Annotated in this window: 20 protein-coding genes and 1 tRNA gene; 14 read left to right on the plus strand and 7 right to left on the minus strand. The window is 45.2% G+C overall.

Going from position 1 to position 23760, the window contains the following annotated elements:
- The first annotated feature begins 106 nt into the window (after positions 1 to 106).
- The 6 genes from K7R11_RS14305 (at position 107) to K7R11_RS14330 (ending at position 4354) form a co-directional block, all read left to right on the plus strand.
- A complete protein-coding gene (locus K7R11_RS14305; protein WP_224491508.1) occupies positions 107 to 1084 on the plus strand; it encodes a M23 family metallopeptidase in 978 nt (325 codons plus the stop codon).
- Complete coding sequence (locus K7R11_RS14310) at positions 1084 to 1413, plus strand: MerR family transcriptional regulator (protein ID WP_224491509.1); 330 nt, start codon at positions 1084 to 1086, stop codon at positions 1411 to 1413. Before K7R11_RS14305 ends, K7R11_RS14310 begins: the two co-directional genes overlap by 1 nt.
- Before the next feature lie 10 nt (positions 1414 to 1423).
- On the plus strand, positions 1424 to 2026 hold the full coding sequence (locus tag K7R11_RS14315; protein ID WP_224491510.1) for a LemA family protein: 603 nt from the start codon (positions 1424 to 1426) through the stop codon (positions 2024 to 2026).
- Positions 2027 to 2028: 2 nt separating this feature from the next.
- On the plus strand, positions 2029 to 2472 hold the full coding sequence (locus K7R11_RS14320; protein ID WP_224491512.1) for a TPM domain-containing protein: 444 nt from the start codon (positions 2029 to 2031) through the stop codon (positions 2470 to 2472).
- The gene (locus K7R11_RS14325) at positions 2469 to 3284 is read left to right on the plus strand and encodes a TPM domain-containing protein (protein ID WP_224491515.1); all 816 of its coding nucleotides are present in this window, start codon (positions 2469 to 2471) and stop codon (positions 3282 to 3284) included. The genes K7R11_RS14320 and K7R11_RS14325 overlap by 4 nt, the downstream gene beginning before the upstream one ends.
- A gap of 275 nt (positions 3285 to 3559) precedes the next feature.
- Positions 3560 to 4354, plus strand: a complete 795-nt coding sequence (locus tag K7R11_RS14330; protein ID WP_224491520.1) for a cation transporter — start codon at positions 3560 to 3562, stop codon at positions 4352 to 4354.
- Between the two features lie 138 nt (positions 4355 to 4492).
- On the opposite strand, the gene K7R11_RS14335 is transcribed toward K7R11_RS14330, so the two are convergent.
- Complete coding sequence (locus tag K7R11_RS14335; protein ID WP_224491521.1) at positions 4493 to 7294, minus strand: outer membrane beta-barrel protein; 2802 nt, start codon at positions 7292 to 7294, stop codon at positions 4493 to 4495.
- 187 nt (positions 7295 to 7481) lie between these two features.
- A complete protein-coding gene (gene der, locus K7R11_RS14340) occupies positions 7482 to 8786 on the minus strand; it encodes a ribosome biogenesis GTPase Der (protein ID WP_224491529.1) in 1305 nt (434 codons plus the stop codon).
- A 247-nt stretch (positions 8787 to 9033) separates the two neighbouring features.
- Between der and K7R11_RS14345 the strand changes: the two genes are divergently transcribed.
- The gene (locus K7R11_RS14345; protein ID WP_224491530.1) at positions 9034 to 9573 is read left to right on the plus strand and encodes a lipid-binding SYLF domain-containing protein; all 540 of its coding nucleotides are present in this window, start codon (positions 9034 to 9036) and stop codon (positions 9571 to 9573) included.
- A 61-nt stretch (positions 9574 to 9634) separates the two neighbouring features.
- Here the strand turns inward: K7R11_RS14345 and era are convergent, their stop codons facing one another.
- Together era and K7R11_RS14355 are read right to left on the minus strand one after the other, a co-directional pair.
- Complete coding sequence (gene era, locus K7R11_RS14350; protein WP_224491531.1) at positions 9635 to 10525, minus strand: GTPase Era; 891 nt, start codon at positions 10523 to 10525, stop codon at positions 9635 to 9637.
- Positions 10509 to 11885, minus strand: a complete 1377-nt coding sequence (locus K7R11_RS14355) for an alanine/glycine:cation symporter family protein (RefSeq protein WP_224491532.1) — start codon at positions 11883 to 11885, stop codon at positions 10509 to 10511. The genes era and K7R11_RS14355 overlap by 17 nt, the downstream gene beginning before the upstream one ends.
- 141 nt (positions 11886 to 12026) lie before the next feature.
- Between K7R11_RS14355 and K7R11_RS14360 the strand changes: the two genes are divergently transcribed.
- Positions 12027 to 12099 (plus strand) — tRNA-Met (locus K7R11_RS14360).
- Positions 12100 to 12907: 808 nt separating this feature from the next.
- Here K7R11_RS14360 and K7R11_RS14365 read toward each other — a convergent pair.
- Both K7R11_RS14365 and K7R11_RS14370 read right to left on the minus strand, forming a co-directional pair.
- Positions 12908 to 13639 (minus strand): hypothetical protein, encoded by a 732-nt coding sequence (locus K7R11_RS14365; protein WP_224491533.1) that lies wholly within the window; start codon positions 13637 to 13639, stop codon positions 12908 to 12910.
- A gap of 520 nt (positions 13640 to 14159) precedes the next feature.
- Positions 14160 to 15146 (minus strand): bestrophin family protein, encoded by a 987-nt coding sequence (locus K7R11_RS14370; protein WP_224491534.1) that lies wholly within the window; start codon positions 15144 to 15146, stop codon positions 14160 to 14162.
- A gap of 859 nt (positions 15147 to 16005) precedes the next feature.
- Between K7R11_RS14370 and K7R11_RS14375 the strand changes: the two genes are divergently transcribed.
- The 4 genes from K7R11_RS14375 (at position 16006) to K7R11_RS14390 (ending at position 18666) form a co-directional block, all read left to right on the plus strand.
- Positions 16006 to 16527, plus strand: coding sequence for a DUF2975 domain-containing protein (locus tag K7R11_RS14375; protein WP_224491535.1), 522 nt, complete (start codon positions 16006 to 16008; stop codon positions 16525 to 16527).
- Between the two features lie 3 nt (positions 16528 to 16530).
- On the plus strand, positions 16531 to 16737 hold the full coding sequence (locus K7R11_RS14380; RefSeq protein ID WP_224491536.1) for a helix-turn-helix domain-containing protein: 207 nt from the start codon (positions 16531 to 16533) through the stop codon (positions 16735 to 16737).
- Between the two features lie 4 nt (positions 16738 to 16741).
- Complete coding sequence (locus K7R11_RS14385; RefSeq protein WP_224491537.1) at positions 16742 to 17419, plus strand: DUF6624 domain-containing protein; 678 nt, start codon at positions 16742 to 16744, stop codon at positions 17417 to 17419.
- A gap of 308 nt (positions 17420 to 17727) precedes the next feature.
- Positions 17728 to 18666 (plus strand): DUF2268 domain-containing putative Zn-dependent protease, encoded by a 939-nt coding sequence (locus K7R11_RS14390; RefSeq protein ID WP_224491538.1) that lies wholly within the window; start codon positions 17728 to 17730, stop codon positions 18664 to 18666.
- Positions 18667 to 18990: 324 nt separating this feature from the next.
- Here the strand turns inward: K7R11_RS14390 and K7R11_RS14395 are convergent, their stop codons facing one another.
- Entirely contained in the window at positions 18991 to 19737 is a 747-nt protein-coding gene (locus K7R11_RS14395) for an NIPSNAP family protein (protein WP_224491539.1), read from the minus strand.
- 411 nt (positions 19738 to 20148) lie between these two features.
- On the opposite strand from K7R11_RS14395, the gene K7R11_RS14400 reads away from it, so the two are divergent.
- Positions 20149 to 20970, plus strand: coding sequence for a GLPGLI family protein (locus K7R11_RS14400; RefSeq protein ID WP_224491540.1), 822 nt, complete (start codon positions 20149 to 20151; stop codon positions 20968 to 20970).
- A gap of 44 nt (positions 20971 to 21014) precedes the next feature.
- Entirely contained in the window at positions 21015 to 23729 is a 2715-nt protein-coding gene (locus tag K7R11_RS14405) for a carboxypeptidase-like regulatory domain-containing protein (RefSeq protein WP_224491541.1), read from the plus strand.
- The last annotated feature ends 31 nt before the right edge of the window (positions 23730 to 23760 follow it).

Raw genomic sequence — 23760 nt, forward strand, 5'->3', positions numbered from 1 at the left:
AACTTTTTGCCAAATTGCATCCAACTGCAAAACAATTTTTATATTTGTTTGCTTTGCAACACTTTTTGCTTCCTTTTCAAAGGGCAAAAATAGAACATTTAAGCGAATGGCGAAGGTAAAATATTATTACGATTCAGACACTTTATCCTACAGGCGCATCGAGCCCAAAAAAGGCAAAAAAGTACTGAATGTCTTTCTTTTCATGTTTGCCTCTTTCCTTTTTGGCACCCTTGGGCTTATCGTTTTACTCAACACCAGTCTGGTGAATACTCCTAAGGAATTATCCCAGGCCAGGGAGCTTAAGAATTACGAGCTCCAGTTTCAGTTACTGAATAAGAAAATGGCCCAGATCGAAGAGGTACTGGCCAATGTGGAAGACCGGGACAACAATATTTACCGTTTGTATTTTGAGGCCGACCCTATACCCAATGAGCAACGAACTGCAGGTTTTGGTGGGGTAAACCGATACAAGGACCTGGAGGGCTACAACAACTCTGACCTGATCATCGGGGCTACCAAAAGGCTTGAAAAACTTCAAAAACGCTTAGTGATTCAATCCAAGTCTCTGGATGAGATCACCGAGCTGGCCGAAGAAAAGGCAAAACTGCTCACTTCTATTCCGGCTATACAACCTGTAAGAAATAAAGATCTGAAGCGGATGGCCTCGGGTTACGGATGGCGATCAGACCCTTTTACCAAGGTGAGGAAGTTTCATTACGGAATGGACTTTACAGCGCCCAGGGGTACCCCGATCTACGCCACCGGAGACGGGAAAGTGATCCGGGCCGACAACCGGGCCACAGGTTACGGAGAACACATCAGAATAGACCATGGATTTGGCTATATCACCATTTACGCTCACCTGAGTAAATACAAGGTTCGCAAGGGACAACAGGTAAAACGCGGAGACATTATCGGATACGTTGGCAGTACAGGGCGCTCACAGGCACCTCACCTACATTACGAGGTTTGGAAGGACGAGAAACGAATCAACCCGATCAATTTCTATTACGGAAGTTTATCTGCTGCCGAGTTTGAGGCCTTGTTGAAAGCTGCTTCACAGGAAAACCAATCGCTGGATTAATGCACCTTAACCTTCCTGACAAACTCTACTACAGCATCGGAGAAGTTGCTGCCGCCTTTGAGGTAAATACCTCCCTGATCCGCTTTTGGGAAAAGGAATTTAAGGAAATAAACCCCAGGAAAAATGCCAAGGGCGACCGCAGATTCAGCAAAGAAGACATCGAAACCCTCCAGCTCATCTACCACCTGGTCAAAGAGCGTGGCTTCACCCTGGAGGGTGCTAAGATCCACCTCCGCGAACACCGCCAGCAAACCCTCAACAATTACGAGATTATTCGTAAATTGGAGTCTATAAAAGCTGAGCTTTTAAAGATCAAAAACCAACTTTAAAAAACATCTTATGAAAAAATGGCTAATTCCCCTGATCATTATCGGGGTTCTGGTATTTGCAATAGGTAGCTGGATCGCCGGAATTAACAATACCGCTGTTGAATATGACGAAAACGTGAAACAGGCATGGGCAAACGTGGAGAGTTCCTATCAAAGGCGAAACGACCTTATCGGGAACCTGGTAAAAACCGTTCAGGGAGCTGCCGACTTTGAAAGGGGAACCCTAACCGATGTTATCGAGGCCCGTTCCAAAGCGACCCAGGTACAGGTAGACCCGGACAACCTTACCCCGGAGAAACTCGCAGAATTTCAACAGGCACAAACAGGGGTATCCTCTGCCCTTTCCCGGTTACTGGTTACCGTAGAGCGCTACCCGGAACTCAAGGCCAACCAGAACTTCCTGGAATTGCAGTCGCAACTGGAGGGGACGGAAAACAGGATCAATGTAGCCAGGGACCGCTATAACGAATCGGTAAACATTTATAACCGACACATCCGGATCTTCCCGAACAGCCTGGTGGCCGGTATGCTTGGATTTGATAAGAGAACACCCTTCGAGGCCGATCCGGGAGCGGAAAATGCGCCTGAAGTGGAATTTGATTTTCAAAACTAGTTATGTCCAGATCTAAAGTAGAGTCTTTCCTGTCTGCCGATGATGAAAAGGAGATCGTAGAAGCCATCCGTATCGCGGAAAAATTTACCTCCGGCGAGATCAGGGTTCACCTGGAGCCCGCAACAGAAGAAGACCCGTTAAAGCACGCCGCAGACATTTTCCACCACCTGGGCATGGACCGCACCGAAGCGCGAAACGGGGTATTGATCTATATCGCCGTGGTGGCGCATAAATTTGTGATCTACGGCGATAAAGGCATCTACGAAAAGGTACCCCATGATTTCTGGGAAATTACCCGGGATGAAATGCAGCGATACTTTAAAGAGGGCCGGTTCAAACAAGGGATCATTGCCGGAGTATTAAGTGCAGGGGAACAGCTGCAGAAATATTTCCCATGGCAGCGTGACGATATTAACGAACTCCCCGATGAAGTTTCTAAAGGATGAATTTAAGCACCCTCATAAAACCAATAAAGACCATCACCCTCCTGCTCTTGCTGTTTGCAGGACATGCTCTATGGGCCCAGTTCAAGATTCCTCCAAAGCCGGATTTTCAAACCAGTGTTTACGATTATATCAACCTGCTTTCTTCCGCTCAGAAAAGCAGTTTAGAACAGAAACTGATTCGCTATTCCGACACCACCTCCACCCAGATCGTGGTGGCGATCATCGGCACCACCGAAGGGGAAAACATCAACTACCTGGGTGCACAATGGGGTCAGGAATGGGGTATTGGACAAGCCAAAGAAGATAACGGGGTACTTATCCTGCTGGCGAGGGACGATCGAAGAATCGCTATTAACACCGGTTACGGAGTAGAGCACCTGCTAACCGATGCCCTTTCAAAGCGGATCATAGAGAACGTGATCATTCCGGAGTTCCGAAATGGCGATTATTACGGGGGCCTTGACAGGGGTGCCGATGTGATATTCCAGGTTTTACAGGGAGAATACCAGGGCAGCAGACCTTCTGAAGGCCCGTCATTTGACTTTTCAAATTTCATTTTCCTGGCCTTTATCATTTTCATGATACTCATTGTACTATCCCGGAATAAAGGGGGGCGAGGAGGCAAAGGGCCCGGTGGTCGTCGCGGAGGCTTAAGTCCGCTGGACATAATCATCCTCAGCAATATGGGGCGACGCAGTTCCGGAGGATTCGGAGGTGGATTCGGCGGAGGCGGAGGCTTTGGCGGAGGTGGTTTTGGCGGTGGCTTCGGAGGGGGTGGCTTTGGCGGTGGCGGTGCTTCCGGGGGTTGGTAGGACAATCGGCTTAGTGATCTGTACTTCTTACGGCACAGCACATAAAGATGAAGAAAATGCGAACCTGCAGACAGTCAAGGGCGGGTAGGTGCAAACCAAGTCGTGTTCCCTCATCTTTCCATTTCACCTATATTCCGGTATCGATGATCTTTCGCCTCCTGTTTTACCAATTTACCATTGCCGGTTTTGGGATTTACCGACATACCTCCACCCCTGTTACAGAGCAATGAATAACTACGACATAAGAGCTATCACCAAAAAATCTGACGAAATTTATGTTGAAATCCACTTTTAAAATATCAAAGATGGATTGCCCATCAGAGGAAAATCTGATACGAATAAAACTGGGAGAAATTGATGAAATAGCCCAGCTTAAATTTGACTTACCGAACCGGATGCTCACTGTTTTTCACGATGGAAATACCGCTCTTATCGAGCGATCGGTGATGGAATTGAATCTTAGCGGCCATAAGATAAATACAGAGGAAACCGGAGCTATTGCATCAAAGGATGCCACAGATCAACGGAAACTGTTGTGGGCAGTTCTCGGGATCAACTTCCTCTTTTTTATCATTGAGATGACCTCCGGCCTGCTGTCGAGATCCATGGGATTGGTGGCAGACAGCCTTGATATGCTTGCCGATTCTTTCGTTTACGGCCTGAGTCTTTTTGCGGTCGGGGGATCCCTGATCAAAAAGAAAAAAATTGCAAAACTGGCAGGGTACTTCCAGATCGCACTGGCTGTAATTGGATTTACAGAAGTGCTGAGAAGATTTTTCGAAACAGAAAAGATCGCTGATTTTAAAACCATGATCATTGTTTCAGTGCTCGCCCTGATCGCCAACGCCATTTGCCTGTACCTGCTGCAGAAATCCAAAAGCAAGGAAGAGGCTCATATGAAAGCAAGCATGATCTTCACATCGAATGATGTGATCATTAATCTAGGTGTGATCCTGGCCGGTACCCTGGTGCATATCACGGATACAAATACTCCTGACCTGATCATAGGCGCAGTAGTGTTCGTTCTGGTTATTCAGGGAGCGATAAGGATCTTGAAATTAGGCAAATAAGTAAGCAGACCTGCCGCCAGGCAGGGCGAAAACCCTACTCGCCAGACAGGGTTGCGAAGGTGCTGCAACCCCTGCACTGTTTACCCCAGAATATGCCCGCACCCACTTAACGGATTACCGGCCTGCCGGCTTACCAAATTACCTTCTGTAATACCGCATTCTGCCGCCTCCCGAAGCCGGACGCTTTCCGCCAAACTGATCAAACTTCCAGGTAAGTGTAACCATAAAGTACTGCGTAAGCACCGTCCCCTGGGAATCCTGCACGAAGTCGACCCCTGCGGTTCTCTGGGTATTGATATTCTGGTTGAGCAGGTCGTAGGCCATTACCTTAAGACTTGCCTGCTTCTTAAACAGTTCCACCCCCAGGGTCATATTCCAGAAAAGCGCATCCTTATCAAAGGATTCACTTACATTTCCGTTGTAGGTATAGGTAATATCATTACCCCAGATGATATTCTCTGGCCAGTACGTGGTCGTTCTTAATCCGGCACTCTGGCTGATAAAATTGACATCTTCAAAATTATCAAGACTGTAACGAATATCATTATAACTGATGGTATACTGCGGCTCGATCTCAAACAACTCGTTTCTGACAAAGGTGGTCGAAGCCCTTAGCCCGGGAGCAGAGGTCTCGGTTTCCAGCTGCACTCCATTGGAAAAGTTAATATTTCGGCTAAGGTTATAGTTTGGGTCAAACCGCAGGCTTAAGGTATACTTATCGTTCTTTTTTAATTGCTTATTATACCCGACACCTACATTAAAATTATACGATCCGGTCACATTGGTAAATTCCGTGGTTCTTAAAAAATTCTCATCAGTGGTGGTTCTGGCCACCACCTGGTCTTCACTGTAAGAACCGTTAACATAAACAAAGAAGCCTTGTCCGCTTTTCCAGTCGTAATTACTAAAGCTCATGGCATACCGGTGTGCAATTTCAGGATCCAGATTCGGATTACCGATCACAATATTCAACGGATCACTCACATTAGGAACCGGCTGCAACTGAGTTACTGAAGGCACATTGACATTTGGAAAATACCCGGCAAAGATCGATGCGTTCTTTCCTAAGGACAACCGCCCTCTGAATTGCAGTAGGAAGTTTTCGTAACGTCTGGAAAAGGAGGTCCCCTGAAGGAAATCCAGGTTTCGCAGGTCATTTTGCTGAAACACCCCGTCGACACTCACAAAATTTCTCTTGTTTCTGTAAGAAAGCCCCAGACTCGGACTTTGCCTGATATTACGGAATTCAAAATCGGAGCTTTGTACCGTGTTAAAATTGCTATAAGTTCCGGTGTCAGGATCAAAATCAAAAACCCGGCGTTCATTTTTCTCCTCCGTGGCCTCGTATTCATATTCGAATTCCAGCAACAGATTATTCAGAACAGGGTATCGATAGGTTAACTCGATACTGTACTGATCCAGGGAATTATCAGCGTTTGTTTCCTGATCGAGGGTTTCCACCCCGGGATTTGCACCAAAAACCTCCCGGCGGCTGCGCTGCCGGTTTTGGCTTATCGAAGTACTGTTATTGTTTGAAAAGGAGATTCTTGCGAATTGCCCAAGGGTATCCAGACGCTTTAATACGTCTACCCTGTTGTTAAAATTCCTGCTTTCCCCTTCAGTATAATTACTGTTTTCATTCGCATTCACCACATTTTCAAATTCATCAAAGGATCGGGTGGTATTTTCTCCAAACGCCTTGGTAGCGTTCACGTTCACCACCGGCTGAACTGAGATCTGCAGGGTTTCAGAAAGATCGTATTCCAAATTGCCGTTCACCCTATGTGAATTGGAACTGTTATTTGACGACGATGTATTCTCGGTGAAGAAGCGCGCATCGGGTAAAATATTTTCTCTCAGGGTACGCTGATCATTAAAGCTCTCACTATTCCCATAAAAATAATTGGCAGCCAGTTCGTATTCTCCTTTTTTGGCGTTGGCGTAACTCCCCCCTGCATTGGTAGAAGTGGTGATCCCCTGGTTATTGCCTCCGAAATTGATCCCATTGATACTGAAACCTCCATTTCCACGGCCGGAACGACCTCCGGAAACAGAAACATTCCTTACATTTCCGCCAACGGCCTCAAAAACCTCATCGGTGGAGAAACCGGGACTATTGATATTATTTGACGCCGCCAGCACGCTGATACGTTCTGTATTATTGAAATAATTCAGCAATCCGCTGGCTTGGTACCTGTCGTCTGTACCGTATCCCGCTGCCAGCCTTCCGAACACGCCTTTGTTACGGTCTTTTCTTATGGTAAGGTTGATGGTCTTATTTTCCCCATCGGCCTGATCTCCTGTAAATTCCTCGGTTCGTGATTTGGTATCGGTGATCTGGATCTTATCTACCACGTCCTTCGGGAGACTACGGGTGGCTACTTTGGGATCACTGTCAAAAAATACCTGCCCATTGACCAAAACGCGGTTTACGGGCTTACCATTAACAGTAATATTTCCATTGAGATCCACCTCTACGCCGGGAAGCTTTTTAAGGACATCCTCCACCGAGGCATCGGGCCTGGTCTTAAAGGAGGAGGTATTAAACTCCAGGGTATCTTTCTTGATCTGCACAGGGATACGGTCGGCTACCACATCAACGCCTTCCAGCTCCTCGGCCTGAACCTCCAACCGGATCTCGCCCAGGGCCAAAGTTCGCTTATCCAGGGTAATCGTTCTTTTTTGGGTCTGGTATCCGGTATAGGATACATAAAGATTCACCTCCTTTTCTTTTGTATTAAAAGCCAGGTCAAAAGCACCCGACTTGTCGGTAATACTATAGGATATCATGGTAGAATCCTGAAGGCGTTCAGCATAAATGGTCGAAGCTTCCAGGCCTTCACGGGTATTGGCGTCCATTACCTTTCCGGTAATATGAAAGTCCTGGGCAAGCACAGGTTGAAGTCCCAGCAAAAAGATCAGCAGGTAAAGTTTGTTCATCAGTCGGGTATTAGTTTGGTTTAGACCGGGAGAGCAAAAGGAAGTTTAAATGGGAAATGTTAAATTCATCCTAAATGAAAATTCATCTCCCCTGCGCTCGTTCTCCTCTCCGGATAAAGGCCCCGAAGATAAACACCTGCCCCTTTGGGTAATGTTAAATTATTCGCAATACTTTATAAAGATTCTCCTATTTCTTTCGAAGGTATACCTGTACAGGAACCCCGTGAAAATCAAAATTCTGGCGAAGTTTGTTTTCCAGGAATCGTCTGTACGGCTCCCGGACATACTGCGGCAGATTGGCAAAGAAAGCAAACTGCGGGGTGGGAGTAGGCAATTGCGTACAGAATTTGATCTTAACGTATTTCCCTTTGTATGCCGGCGGTGGCTGGTGATCAATGATGGGAAGCATCACATCGTTAAGTTTGGATGTGGGGACCCTTTTGGTCTTATTGTTATAAACCTCTACCGCAGTTTCTATGGCTTTAAAGATCCGTTGCTTGGTTAAGGCAGATATAAAGATGACAGGCACGTCGGTAAAAGGCTCTATCTGTTTGCGGATATGATTCTCAAAATCGCGCATGGTATTGGTTTCCTTATCTACCAGGTCCCATTTATTGATGAGAATAACCACCCCTTTGCGATTGCGCTCTGCAAGCCAGAAGATATTCAGATCCTGTTTTTCAAAACCTCTCGTAGCATCTACCATCAGCAAAATCACATCGCTGTGCTCAATGGCTCGTACCGATCGCATTACCGTATAGAACTCGAGATCTTCCTTTACTTTGGCCTTGCGGCGTATCCCGGCAGTATCCACCAGGTTAAATTCAAATCCGAATCGTTTGTACCTCGTGTCTACGCTGTCGCGGGTGGTTCCGGCAATATCGGTAACGATATAGCGGTCTTCTCCCAATAGCGCATTGATAAATGAAGATTTACCCGCATTAGGTCTTCCTACCACGGCGAACCTCGGCAGATCATCCTGCACTTCCTCCACATCCTCCGGTAGTTTTTCCACCAGGGCATCCATGAGCTCGCCGGTTCCGCTTCCATTGATACTGGAGATAGTATAGTACTCTCCCAGGCCGAGGGAGTAGAATTCCACAGCATCAGATTCCCTCAAGGCGCTGTCTACCTTATTTACAGCAAGCAAAACAGGTTTATTCACCTGTCGCAACAATCGGGCAACCTCTTCATCCATCCCGGTAACCCCGGTGGCTACATCCACCACGAATATTATAACATCGGCTTCATCTATAGCCAGCTCTACCTGCTTATCGATCTCCTGTTCAAAGATGTCATCACTTCCAACCACATATCCTCCTGTATCGATCAGGGAAAACTCCCTTCCATTCCAGTCGCTTCGTCCATAATGGCGATCCCGGGTCACCCCGCTGATTTCATCCACAATGGCATCCCTGCGCTTGATCATTCGGTTAAACAGCGTGGATTTACCCACATTGGGACGTCCTACTATGGCAACGATTCCGCTCATATCTATTTATTTGGTTGGCAAAGGTACACACAAAGACTTTAAGTTGAAACAAATAATACTTCTACTGTTAAAAAGCATTCCGATTCTACACGAAATACCCAAAAACAATCCCTTCCCAAAAAGATGACTTTAATGCGAATTTTATGAATACACATCAAAAATAATGTATTAATCTGATTACCAATTACTTATGATTTATTAAATTTGGATTCAATAAGAAATCGACTTATCTAAAATTAAAATCATTATGTACAATTCAAAGAAGATGTTGCTGGTTCTTTTTATGGGAGTTTTTACCCTCACCGCAATGGGACAAACCACCAAGGACAAAAAGATCATGCTGGATGCAGAAGATGCTAAGAACACGCTGATTGCCGAAGATCCGGGCATAGAAGATATGTTTAAAAATTCTGTGGGTTATGTCATTTTCCCGAACGTCGGGAAAGGCGGCCTGGTCGTTGGAGGAGCCTCCGGCCACGGGGTGGTTTACGAAGGCAATAAACCTATAGGGTCTGCCCAGTTAACCAAGGTGAATATTGGGTTGCAGGCAGGTGCCCAGGCCCTTATCGAGGTCATCTTTTTCGAGACACCGAACGAATTGGAAGAATTTAAAAAGGGGAAATTCAAGTTTGATGCCGGCGCCTCGGCGGTGGCCATCCAGGACGGAGAATCCTATTCTCCCGCCTATTCTGAAGGGGTTGCCGTAGTAACCCATTCCAAAGGTGGATTGATGGCCGACGTTTCTGTTGGAGGGCAAAAGTTTAAATACACCCCCTTTGAGCAATAAAGCATTCAGGAATTTATTTATGAAAGAGAAAAGCGATGATTCCCGGCTCCGGCCGGGTTTATCATTTCTGGTCGTAACCAAACCTTCGCAACTGCCTTTGATCTGATCTCCAGTTCTTATTTACCTTGACATACATTTCCAGGTGAACCTGTTTTCCAAAGAATTTCTCAAGGTCTTCCCGGGCCTGAATCCCCACCTTTTTTAAGGCAGCGCCTTTATGACCAATGATTATCCCCTTCTGGGTGTCTCTTTCCACCATGATGACCGACCGGATCCGGATGATCTTTTCGTCTTCCAGGAATTCCTCGGTCTCCACTTCCACCGCATAAGGAATTTCCTTTTTATAATTCATCAGGATCTTTTCGCGAATGGTCTCATTCACAAAAAACCGTTCCGGTTTATCCGTTAACTGATCCTTTGGATAGAACGGTGGCGATTCCGGTAATAATTCCAGTATCCTTGAAAAAACCTCCTGAACATTAAAGTTCTCCAGGGCCGAAATAGGATAGATCTCCACTCCGGGCAATTGCTCCTTCCAGTACCCCACCTGTTCCTCCAGGGTTTCCTGGTCTGATTTATCGATCTTATTCAGCAACAAAAGCACCGGTACTTTTGTAGACTCCAGCTTTTTAAAGAACGATTCATCTTTTAATGCCTTCTCTCCTACTTCAACCATATAGAGCAGCACATCGGCATCATCAAAGGCAGACCTTACAAACTCCATCATGGATTTCTGAAGTTCATAGGCCGGTTTGATCACCCCGGGGGTATCGGAGATGATCATCTGAAAATCGTCCCCGTTAACGATCCCGAAGATCCGGTGCCGGGTGGTTTGTGCTTTGGAAGTGATGATGGAAAGTTTCTCTCCTACGAAGGCATTCATCAGGGTAGACTTTCCAACGTTTGGATTACCAATGATGTTTACAAATCCTGCTCTATGCTGCTTGCTCATGTGTTGTTTTTGTGAAATAGGCCTTCATACTGGCATTCAAATGGGGCGCGAGATAAAGAACGGCGATCATATTCGGAATACTCATCACCGCAAAGGCCAGGTCGATCATATTGATCACCAGGTCCAGGGAGGCTATTGCAGCAAAAATAATACTAATTATATAAATATAGTTGTAGTACCCTCCTATCTTTTTACTGTTACTCAGAAAGGCAAGACATTTGGTACCATAATAAGAATAGGTAAATAGCGTGGAAATGGCGAATACCACCACCAGTACCATAAGGAATTCTGCCCCCCAGCCAAACAACGATTTTTCAAAGGCCATCAGGGTTAAGGCGATACCATTGCTTTCCGTCTCCAAATATACCCCGCTTACAATAATGATCAGGGCCGTTATGGTACAGATAATAATGGTATCTATAAATGGACCCAGCATGGCTACCAGGCCTTCCTGTGTGGGTTCATTGGTTTTCGATTGCCCGTGATACATGGGAGCATTACCCACCCCGGACTCACTGGAAAACACGGCTCTACGAATCCCCAGGAGGATCATCCCCCAGAGTCCGCCTTGTACCATGGTGTTCAGGTTAAAGGCCTCGGTAAAGATCAGTTTAAGCGACGGGAGGATCTGGTCAAAGTTAGTCACAATAATGAGCACGGCCGCCAAAAGGTACAGGGCCACCATCCACGGCACCAGGGATGCTGATGCCTTGGCGATATTTTTTAGTCCGCCAAAGATCACCAGGGAAGTGATCACCACCAGGGTTACCCCGATGATGGCTCTCCATCCGAATTCTCCTATAGCCGCAATATTCTGGTCGGGCTGTACTACGGCGATCAGGGTTTCTGTAAGCTGGTTGGTGGTAAAGGCCGGTAACACTCCGATAAGTCCGGCCACCGAGAAGACTACCGCCAGTGGCTTTCCATACTTTCCCATTCCATTGACCATATAATACATAGGTCCTCCTAACACCCCTCCATCGGGATCGGTGGAGCGGAACATGACCGCAAGTCCGCAGGAATAAAATTTAATACACATCCCGATCAAAGCCGTCATCCACATCCAGAATACCACCCCGGGTCCTCCGTGGTGAATGGCAATAGCCACCCCGGAGATATTTCCCAACCCCACAGTGGCAGCCACAGCAGCAGCCAGGGCCTGGTAATGACTCACATCTCCCGGATCGCCTTTATGGTCATATTTCCCTGCGGTAATCTGCAAGGCATGCTTAAAATACCGGTAAGGAGTAAAGCGGGAATAGAACATCAGGAAGATTCCACCTCCAATTACAAAAATAAGCATCAGCCATTCGGCAACTCCAATAAGCTGGCTGGTAAGGCCTTCCAGAAATTCGATCATAATTCATTCAAAGTTTTGAGGTAAAAAACCGGGTTACGGTGGGTTAAAATAGTCAATTTAAGAGAAAATAAGGCCCCCCAAAAAAAAATTACAGGAGCACTTGCACGTTCTAAAAATGGTTGTATATTTGCAGTCCAAGATCGCGGGATAGAGCAGTAGGTAGCTCGTCGGGCTCATAACCCGAAGGTCGCTGGTTCGAGTCCAGCTCCCGCTACTACCAAAACCGGTTTCGAAAGAAACCGGTTTTTTTATGCCCGAAAGACGGCGAAACTTGTTTCAGCCGGATGGCGGGCATAAAAAAACCAGGTCTTGCGCAGCAAGCCCCGGTTTTGGGAGTAAAGCCACCCCACTTTGGTCCAACGACCGAGGGAAACGAGGGAGTTAATCCAGCAAGCAACCCCTTCCGTCAACGCCAATGGCGGTGCCACCTTCCCCTGACCTGGGGAAGGAACCCATTCTGATTATCCTGATCAATACTTGCTTGAGCGAAACGGCAGGGCATAAAAAAACCAGGCCGTGCGCAGCAAGCCCCGGTTTTGGGAGTAAAGCTCCCCCCAAAGGTCCAACGACCGAGTGCAACGAGGGAGTTAATCCAGCCAGCAACCCCTTCCGTCAACGCCAATGGCGTTGCCACCTTCCCCTGACCAGGGGAAGGAACCCCATTCTGATTATCCTGATCATTACCTGCTTGAGCGAAACGGTAGGGCATAAAAAAACCAGGCCTTGCGCAGCAAGCCCCAGTTTTGGGAGTAAGGCCACCTCCACTCTGGTCCAACGACCGAGGGAAACGAGGGAGTTAATCCAGCAAGCAACCCCTTCCGTCAACGCCAATGGCGGTGCCACCTTCCCCTGGTCAGAGAAGGAGCCATTTCTAAATCTTAAATAAATGCAGTAAATAAAGACCGCGCCAGTATTGGGAATACGGGTGTATGGACCTAAGCCAGTCCACGCAGTCAGCAAGCCCCCATATCAGACCCACGACATTAGCTACAACAGATTCTTTTGCTTAGACAAGAAATGGTTTAGTTATAAAAATAGTTTATTGTCCCAGTTCCCGCTTGGGTTCGGTAATTACACTCAATGGGATAACCATCTTCATCATAAATGTAATTCGCCTGCATGATCAGAACATCATCCTTTATAATCAAAACAGGATTATGCTTAAGAAAAAAGGGCATATCGGTGTAGGATGTAAGGTCAACATTGAAATCTATCTTGTAGGAATCCCAAAAAGCCCAGAATGGATTTTTTTTATTATCGAGTCTTACATAATACATGGTTCTAGTTCCGTCATTAAACAAATACTGAATTGTCAACTGATCTTCAACAGACCAATGATAAAAGATAGCTCCCTTATCCTCCCCGTTTTCCATTATCCTTAAGCGGGCTTCCTTTTCAGAAGTATACTGGTTAAAGTCATAGTCTTTCGTTATTTCTTTGAGTCCATCATTTATAACCATACTTGTTACGTTCTCAAAAGGGGTATTATAACTTATTTCCACCCCTCTTTCTGTATCAATAGCCCCTATGATATTGTAACTATCTTCCTCATAAATGAATTCATAAAAACTATTGTTATCGGCAAATACACTAAGACCCCTACTATAACCGAAAGAAAGCAGACTTTCCCCATCATTTTCGATTACGGTGTTTAGTAATTTATGTTGCTCGGGATAATTCTCATCATCATTAGAACAGGAAGTAAACAAAGTTGCTGCTAACAGAATAGAAGCAAAATGTATAGACTTTTTCATCAGAACATTGGTTTAGATTGATGCGCCTAAAGTAGAATATTTTCTATTTTAAAAAGGTTAAAACTTGTTAATTAGTAAAATTTAACTTTCAGATTTTCATATGGATTGCCGCCTATGCGTAAAGCAATACCCGGTTTTTGGCCCAGACAGTTCGCCACATCCCTCCCTGCTTACAGGCGATATGACAGACAGGTGCGGGGTGCCGGGGAATCAGTTTGAGTTGGAGTTGGAGTTTGAGCTTGTCTGCCTGTGCGAAGCACGGTAGGTTGGAGTTTGAGTACTAGGTCCGGAAATTCAATTGGCAAAAAAGCATAACTGATTTTGGGAGTAAAGCCCCCCTTTCCGGTCCAACGACTGAACGCAGTGAAGGAGTTCATCCTGCCCGCAACCCCTTCCGTCAACGCCAATGGCGTTGGTACCTTCCCCCTGATTCTTATTGTACAGATAGGAGAAGTTATGCTCTTGAAGTCTTAATTTCGTCTCGGCAAGCTCAAATACGCCGTCTACATTCGTAACACGATCACATTAAAAACCCATTCTCATCCACCACAGGTCCGGGAATGTCGGAGTCGTCGATCATTTCCCGAAGATCGATCTCAATACCTCTGGCAATAGTGGTGATGGGCACGTCGTTATAAGAGCCTTCAAAAGGATTCTCGGAATAATCTCCAATTTTCTCCATCAGGAAAAATACCCAGATCAGCAAAGCGGAGAGCAGGGGCGCGAGCCACCGTACCCAATTTTCGTAGGATTCAAAAATATCGTTCATTCCAAGAGGAACCATGGCACAAAAAACAAAAGTTAACCACAGGGCAGTTGAAGCATATTGTCGTGGAAGTGGAAAGTTCTTTATTCTCTCCGACTTTCCCTGATCGGTATAAAAACTTGTAATATGATGATGAAACTCCATGTGCCGAAAGTCTTCAAAATACCCCTGGTCTCTTAATATTTGAAGTCTCACAGACTGATTTAACAGGATCTGGGTCGCTATATTGGTCTTAGAAGCCAGCTGTTCTATTTCTGCGTCGGGCAGATAGCCTTTTAATTCCGTCAAAATAGATTCGGCAACCTGTTCCGGTGCGACAGGCAGCGAATTACTCTTAACCCGTTCATTCCTATGCTCCCACGGTTTTCCCACCCTGAGTTGATGTCGGAGGGCTGTCAACCAGCCAATATGCCGGTAAAGCAGTTCCTTTTTAATCTGATGATCATTCTCTCCCTTTACAAATGCCACAACCCCCGCTCCGAAGGAACGACTGCTGTTCACGATCGCACCCCATATTTTACGAGCTTCCCATGTTCGGTCGTAAGAACTGTTGTTCTTAAAGCCCAGATAAAAGGCCACCGCAACACCAACCACACTTATAGGCTGCCATGGTATGGAGAATTTAATATCCAAAAGGTACTGTAAAATATAAACGGAAATGGAATAAATAAATCCGGTAAAAAAGGCTTTTTTTGACCAGAGAAAGGTCATCCAGAACCCATAATTTCTTTTTGTATACATATTGTAATAATTGGAGATCAACTTTAAAAGGACACCATAAATCCAGTGATTTTCCTTTTAATGCCGGAATTCAATTACAATTTAAATCATTTTTATCATTTATTCTCTTAGTGCTATATGGCGGTTTTATTCTTACTTAAAAGCCGAATAAAACCAGGGCTAAACAGTCAACTAAGGTTTCATCGAGGTTGGGCTGATTTCCCAACAGGATTCAAGGATAACAGACCCTTCTTTTTCTATTTTCTTATTTATTGCTCTTGAACCTTTATGGTTTTACTTTAAGCATTGGAATTGTGAATCCATGACATCTCAAAATCTACCTTAGCACCAATAAGGGACATAAAAAAGTCGGCGACTGATATATCAGGGTTGGGAGTGGCAGCGCCCCGCCCGACCCCTCCTCAGGATGCGCCGAGCAAAGCGAGGCAATCCAGGGGGGATCAGTTTGAGTTTGAGGTTGAGTTTGAGCTTGCCATCCCTCACGGGAGGAAATCCTGCCTGTGCGAAGCACGGTAGGTTGGAGCTTAAGGACTAGTTCGGGAATTTCAATTAACAAAAAAGCGTAACCGGTTTATAGAGTAAAGCTATAACCCTTGGTCCGCCGAGAAAGGCGAAGCTATTCAGCTTCCTCACAAATCAACTCCACGGGATAATGGAAGAGCGAAGCGAATTTTATAATCCTGCTAAAACAAATTCCAATTTTCAAATCCAAACTTCGAAAGAGTAAAGAAGCACAGAGGCAAACTTGCTTTTAAAATTACCCGTATGCCTGTAGACAGGATCGTACCGCTTAAAAATCATAAAATTATTGTTTTTCGATAATTATTTATACTTTTACAATAATTATATATCATTACTTATGAATAACAGGACTTTAAAAACAGCCATTTACGTCATCCGTTTATTACAGCTCGGATACCTGCTGATGGTCATTCTAATGCTTTATCTTCTCCTTGCTACTTATTTTAACTGGACCTACCCGGAAATGGTTTTTAATCATCTTCCTCACTGGTTTACCATAGATTTCGGAGAAAACGAGATCTTCCAAAGTTCATTTAACCAGGTTTATTATGCCGTTCAGGGCACTGTCCTGGCCACCTTAATTCTGTTATCGTTAGAGGCCCTGATTCAGATCATATACTCCATAAGAAGCTTAACTGCGTTTAAGTCAGATTCGATTATAAAGTTCAGAAGAATCGGAGTGTATACCTTCCTATGTTTTCTTATCACCCTGGTAAAACCACAATATGTTGAACAGGTCTTCTCCCTTAAAATATCCTTCGAATTTCAATACCTGCTTTTTGCTTGTGTAGCACTCATGCTGGCAGAAGTCTTTAAGGAAGGAAATAATTTATGGGAAGAAAATCAATTAACCATTTAAGCCATGCCAATAGTAGTTAACCTTGACGTGATAATGGCCAAGCGTAAAATGAGGTCAAAAGACCTTGCCGAAGCCTTAGGAATAACCGAAGCTAACTTATCGATATTAAAGACCGGAAAAGCAAAGGCGATCAGGTTTTCAACCCTGGAAAGCATATGTGATATCCTGAATTGTCAACCTGGAGATATTTTAGAATATAATAAAAAGTAAAATCATGAAAACAAAAACCTTAAAAGGAATTTTAACAGGATGCATCGGATTAATCAGCTTGTTATCATGTCATTCACAACGTTTTGACTGCGAACTTTCAGTAATGGAAAATGAGCTGCTTACCCGCTATAACAAAGATCAGGAAATCAGGAATGAGCTGATTCCGGTAGCCATGGAATATCAGAAAAGCGGTAAGGGTGCCTTCAAACTATTAAAATTAGCCAACAGGATGGAACGCATCGATTCCGACAACCAGGAATATCTCGAAAAATTATTCACCTCTTGTGGCTGGCAAGATAATTTAAGTCGGCAAGCACATAACGCCATTTTCATGATCATCCAGCACGCAGACCTGGAATTCATGAACACCTATATTGAAGAGGTCCGAAAAAAATCGGAGCTGGGATTATTGGATAAGGATGATTATGCTATTATGTTAGACAGACGCCTGATGTACCAGGGAGAAGCACAATTGTTTGGCTCCCAGACCTTTCAGGGAACAGACAAAAAAAATTATATCTGGCCCATCTCCAACCCCGAACAATTACCTCATAGAAGAGATTCTGTAGGTCTGCCCAACATGGAGAAATATCTGGCAATAGCTAAAGACAGCACGGGGATTGATATTATATGGGATAAAACGCTAAAAATGGAGGATGCGAAAAAATTAAAGCTGGATTAGCCCGGAACTTGATGAAACCTTGGTGTAACATGGAATCTGTCATTTCCCCAAAGGCGCTCTCCATTTACAGCCATAACAAAGAAGTACTTGCTTATCGGATAATCAAGGTAAAATAAAGTCATCCGGAAAAAATGCTGCCAAATCTACATGCAAAAGGACATACAGGCAGGCAAGTGAACCACCAGACAGGGGTATCGGTTCGGGGTTATTCCCTGAACAACCCCGAACCTCAGCCTGGTCTTTACTACTGTAACAAAACACCAATTCACTCGTCTTCAATCATATACAACCATCAATCCAGTTACACTATGAAGTCACGAGTATACCGTTTGCAGTCGGCCCCACTGACCTGTGTTTTTTTCCTTCTCTTTTTTACCGCAACCTATGCTCAGCCTTCCTACCCCACCGACCCGGACCTGGCGGAACTCCACTATACCGACCTGGAACATTTCACGGAGGCCTACCACGCCCTTCAATCTGCCAATGATACCCTGGAAGTTTTACAAACGATGTATTTTGACCGGGCCACACCCGGACTCCGGGAGTTCATAAGCAAACACCAGCTTACCCCGGAATTACTGAAGGATGCCATTGAAGCCCATCCGGAACGCTATGCACTCATTCCCGGGCTCCTGGAAAATATCGAAGAACTGCAAAGGACACACAAAGCCCTGATGAAAAAATATGCCACCGTATTGCCCGGTGCGATGTATGCCCCCACCTGGCTGCTGGTAGGAGCCAACAGGGGTATTGGTCAGGCCTCCAGGGTCGGCCAGTTGATCACTGTAACCCGCGTGACAGACGACCTGAATAAATTGGAAAAACTAATGACCCATGAGCTCTCTCATTTTCAGCAAGCCATGGCTATGGGCCCCCAAAAATACGGAGCTCTGTACAGCACCCCTAACAATATGCTAGGCCTATGCCTTCGTGAAGGCGGAGCTGAGTTCATTACCTCCCTGGTATTAAGCGATATCACTCAAACCAAATCACTCGCTTTTCTCGAGCAAAATGAAAAAGACCTGAAGACGAAATTCAAGGCAGACCTGAATTCCCAGGATATGAATTACTGGATGTGGAACTCTTTAGATCAGCAAGACCACCCACCACTTCTCGGCTATGTAATGGGCTATAAAATATGTGCGGCCTATTACGATGCAGCCGAAAATAAAAAAGACGCCCTGAAGGCCATTCTAAAGATGGAAAATGCCGAAGATTTCCTGATCCGGAGTGCCTACCTGGAATAGGGAGGGTACAGTAATCATTATCATTTTAATACCACCCCAATGATGATTCATGAAATGAGTGCGACCAAATTTCATCAACCGGCCAAAGCTTTGTAAAGCTCCAATATTTAAATGATAAAGTAGTAAGGAGAGTTTGGGTTTGGGTTTGGGTTTGGGTTTGGGTTTGGGTTTGAGGTTGAGCTTGCCATCCCTCACGGGAGGAAATCCTGCCTGTGCGAAGCACGGTAGGTTTGGGTTTGAGGTTGAGGTTGAGGGATTATAAAATTGTGAGATGGCATAAGCACTACCGCTCATGTGATGTCGAGAAGATCCACCCGGTCCTGACTACAACTGCGAATACGGAAGTCTTTTCAGGAAAACCCGGGTAATATCGTTCATGGAATTGGCATATTCCTCAATTTCGGTGATTCGCTTCCATTCGGGATGTTCTATAAAAGCAGACCACCCCTTTGCATTGGCCTCCTTATCTTTTGAGGCGAGCATATACGTCAGGCAAGGCATATGGTTCCCGGCAATATCCACCCCAAAGAATACCATAGGCAGGCCGGCATCCTCGAAAATCGGAAATTCAGCATCATTAAACATTTTCACCTTTCTGCGCAATCCATCCTCATTATGGCTGTGATAAATACGGAGTTCAAAAAGTTGTGCATCGGCATCCGGCTTCACCAGGTTAGGGAATCCATAGGTGGATCGAATCAGGTTGGTTGTATATTCATTGTAGGGAATTGCGGTTTCAGGGGCCTCTAAATAAGGGGTGGCAGTATCCAAATAGGCCTCATCCTTCAATAAGTTTTGCTGACTATCCAGAAAAGCCTGCATATCACCATATGGAACCAGGAGATAGATCTTCTTAGGCAAGGCCTCTCCAGCCACCTCAAAAACCCCCACATGCCTGATGCCCTGTCGGTTTAAAGCCGGAATAAGCGCGGCTTCAAAATACTTGTGAAGCACATCAGCCGATCGAAAAAATTCAAGTTCATAAGTCCTCAATTCATAGACCTCTTTCTGGGCTGTCAGGCTTTGAAATAATAAGAGCAGTAAGGCGGGAAGAAATAGTCTGATATACATGAGTCCAAGGGTGTTAGTGAACCTAAAAATAAGGAATATTCCCCTAAAATTAAGCCATTTATACTTTTCGTATCTTCCACACATTCCATACGTTCTTCTTATTGTAATACTCTTTAGTTGTGGTAAGTAAGATACTGATCACCCACCGGCCATGTTGAAAAAAATTCTCACAGCATATGTTTTAAAGGCCAGGGATGTTTGCAGATACACTTGAGGTTCAGGCAGGGGCATCCCGGCCCGGTGAAGGGCCATTAGCCATTCCTTCCGGAGTTAAACAATTTGGGCCAATTCCCCTCATGATGCCAACCGCTTCCTAAGCCCTGAGCGTTAAGTAATGTTAATATTCGTATAAAACAGCTCTTCTGTTTAACCTTTTACTATATTTGTTAAACACATTAAGCATCATTAGTTATGAAATCGCTTTACTATAAAATCCTCTTCCTTGCTGTATGGGTCCTGTTTTCATTTCGCCCCTCTGTCCAGGAGTTTCAGGGACAGGCTGTTTATTATTCCAAATCCAAAATGGAGTTGGGTAGTTTTGGTGCACGCATGAGCGAAGCCCAGAAAAAACAGATCGAAGCCAGGTTAAAAAATCGACTGGAAAAAACCTATACGCGGAATTTCAACAAACAGGAATCCCTTTTCACGGAAGATGAAAAACTCGACGCTATCTCAGGAGCGACGGATTCCTGGGGTGATAATTTTTCTCGCGGAGTCCAGTATAAAAATGTCAAAGACAACGCCCTCGTTCAAAGTCAGGAGTTCTATGGAAAGCGCTTCCTTGTAAAGGATAAGTTACAGGAGATCAAATGGGTTATGGGCAAGGAAACCAAACAGATCGGGCAATATACCTGCTTTAAAGCCAACGCTATCGTACCTACAAGGGAGTTAAGCTGGTACGATTTCTCATGGAGCGATCTGCCTAGTGCAGATCAGGGAGCAGAGGGTTCCGGGGAACCCGAGATTAAAATGACCAATATAGAAGCCTGGTATACCCCGCAAATTCCGGTGAGTCACGGACCTGGAGAATACTGGGGCTTACCCGGACTTATCCTGGAAGTCAGCGCAGGAAACACCACTATGCTCTGCTCTAAAGTAATTTTAAATCCGAAAGAAGTACTTGAAATTCAAGCCCCGAAAAGAGGACAGGAAATTACCAAGGAGGAATACCAGAACACGGTACAGAAAAAAATGATGGAAATGAGGGATAACCGGGGAAGAAGACGCGGGTAAAGCACCGGGATTTCACATACCCAAAACACAATCCATTCATTACCATGAAAAATATCCTGACCCTTACCCTTCTTTTGGCTGTTACCTTAACTTACGGACAGGTGAAACTGGAAGGCATTGTTACCGACAGTCTGAACACTCCTCTGGAACTGGCCAATGTTATAGCCATTGAACAGGAATCAAACACCCTGGAGTCATATGGCATTACCAGTGCCGAAGGCAGATACCAGCTCGACCTGAAAAAAAACACATCCTATAAGATTCAGATCAGTTATGTGGGCATGAAAACCCTGGAGGAGGTCATAACCTCAAAAGAAACCGATTTCACCAAAAATTTCATCCTGGAAGCCGACAATGTACTTGATGAAGTAGAAGTGGTCTATGAAATGCCCGTCACCGTAAAAGGCGACACGGTAGTCTACAATGCCGATTCTTTTAACACAGGAACAGAGCGAAAACTGGAGGACGTCCTGGAAAATCTCCCAGGGGTGCAGATCAATGAAAACGGACAGATCGAGGTTGAAGGCAAGGTGGTGAACAAACTCATGGTTAACGGGAAGGATTTCTTTGACGGCGACACCAAACTGGCCACTCAAAACATCCCTTCGAAGGCTGTAGACAAGGTGCAGGTCCTCCGCAATTATTCTGAAGTCTCCCAGCTCAGCAGTGTTCGCAACAACCAGGATAATGTTGCTATCAACATCAAACTCAAGGAAGGCAAAGAGAATTTCTGGTTTGGTAATATAACTGCCGGCGCAGGGGCTTCACCCGATAATGAATTATACCTCGCCCAGCCAAAATTGTTTTACTACAGTCCGAAATATACCCTCAACTTTATTGGTGATCTAAACAACACCGGGGAGGTTGCCCTCACCCGCAGAGACATCCGCGGGTTTGGTGGTGGCTTTCAACCCCCCAGCAACAGCAGTGGTACCAACCTGAACCTGGGCGATAACAGTTTGGATTTCCTGACCAACCAGAACAATGCCCTGAGCATTGAAAACAAATTAGCTTCCGGAAATTTCAGTTATTCTCCGAATCCCGGGCTGGACCTCAGCGGATTCCTTATCTACAATACCAGTAAAATCCTTTCGAGGGAGAATAATGCTATTGCCTATACCGATCCGGAGCTGGGTATACCAGACGAGATCACCCAGCAATCGAGTAATGAACGCTCTAACCAGGGGATCATTAAACTCAGTGCATCCTATCAGCCCAATGTAAACAATCAACTAGACTACGATATTCTGGGGCGTATCAATGATGACACACAATTGCAGAACGTATTTTCGAATGTGATCGGAAACACCGATCAGCTGGATGAAGTTACCTCCTACAGTATCAATCAAAACTTTAATTATTACTATACGCTTAATGAGAATAACATCTTTGCTGTAGAGGCCCAGCACCTGTATCGCAATGAAGACCCTTTTTACAATGCCATCCTGGTGAACGATCCGGACGGAGATAACAATTACGACGCTACGGCTGAATCTCTGGGTCTCGATACCTCCCTGAATTCCTACGATATCGCCCAGGACAGGAGGATCAAATCGAATCAATTAGATGCTAAAATTGATTACTTCAACATTATCAACGCAAAAAGCAATTTTAACTTTACCTTTGGCACCATCCTGAGCAATCAGAAGTTTAACTCCAGTTTATTTCAGTTCCTGGAAGATGGCAATCGGTTCGATCCTACCCCCACCTTTAATGAGGGTCGGGCCACCAATGACACCGAATATAATTTCAGTGATGTCTACCTGGGGGTGCACTACCGTTTTCGAAGCGGTATCTTTACCATCACCCCGGGATTCTCTCTCCATGCTTATGGCAACAGGAATGAACAATTCGGGGAAGTATACGAGGACAATTTCTTCCGCTTTCTCCCCGATTTCGAAACCCGAATCCAGCTCAAAAAGAGTGAATCCCTAACTCTGAGATATGAAATGCGTAACCAGTTTACGGATGTTACCCGCCTGGCCGCAGGGCTCGTCCTAAACAACTACGACAATATCCAATTCGGCGCGCCCGAACTACAGAATGCATTGTCGCACAATATAAGTTTATTGTACAGTAGCTTCAACCTGTTTAATTATACGAATGTATTTGTTAGGGCCACCTATTCGAATACCATAGATCAGATCCGGAGTCTGACCAATTTTGAAAATGTGATCCGTACCAGCACGTTTTTCAATTCCCAGTTTGCAGATGAAAATGTGAATGTTTTCGGAAGAGTACAACGTACTTTCGGAAAGGTCCAGGCCAGCCTGAACGCCAATTTTAATTACAGCAAACTCAACCAGTTCATACAGGGACAGCGTTCGGTTAATGAGGGCTATACACAGACCTATACGCCTGGTTTACGTACCAACTTTAAGGTGGCGCCCAACCTCAACCTAAGGTACCGTTACAGTGTCACCAACAACAACCAGGGTAACCGAAAAACCAGGTTCGTGACCAACGCCCCATCGGCAGAGCTGGATGTGTACCTATGGAAAAAGCTCACCTTCAGAACCAACTATACCTACACCGACCAGGATCTGGGCAATGGAAATTCGCAATCATTTCAAAACTGGGATGCTACCCTCTCTTACCGAAAAGACAGGGATGCTAAATGGGAATACGAGGTAAGAGCTACCAATATTCTGAACATCGATGCACAGGTGAGAAACAGTGCCAATAACGTATCGGTCTTTGTTTCCGAATCCTTTATTCAGCCCCGCTTTATCACCTTCAGGTTTATTTACAGCCTGTAGCCCACGGTATTTCCCATGCCGATCATACGAA

The sequence above is a fragment of the Robertkochia flava genome (assembly GCF_020166515.1).
In the GTDB taxonomy this organism is placed as follows: domain Bacteria; phylum Bacteroidota; class Bacteroidia; order Flavobacteriales; family Flavobacteriaceae; genus Robertkochia; species Robertkochia flava.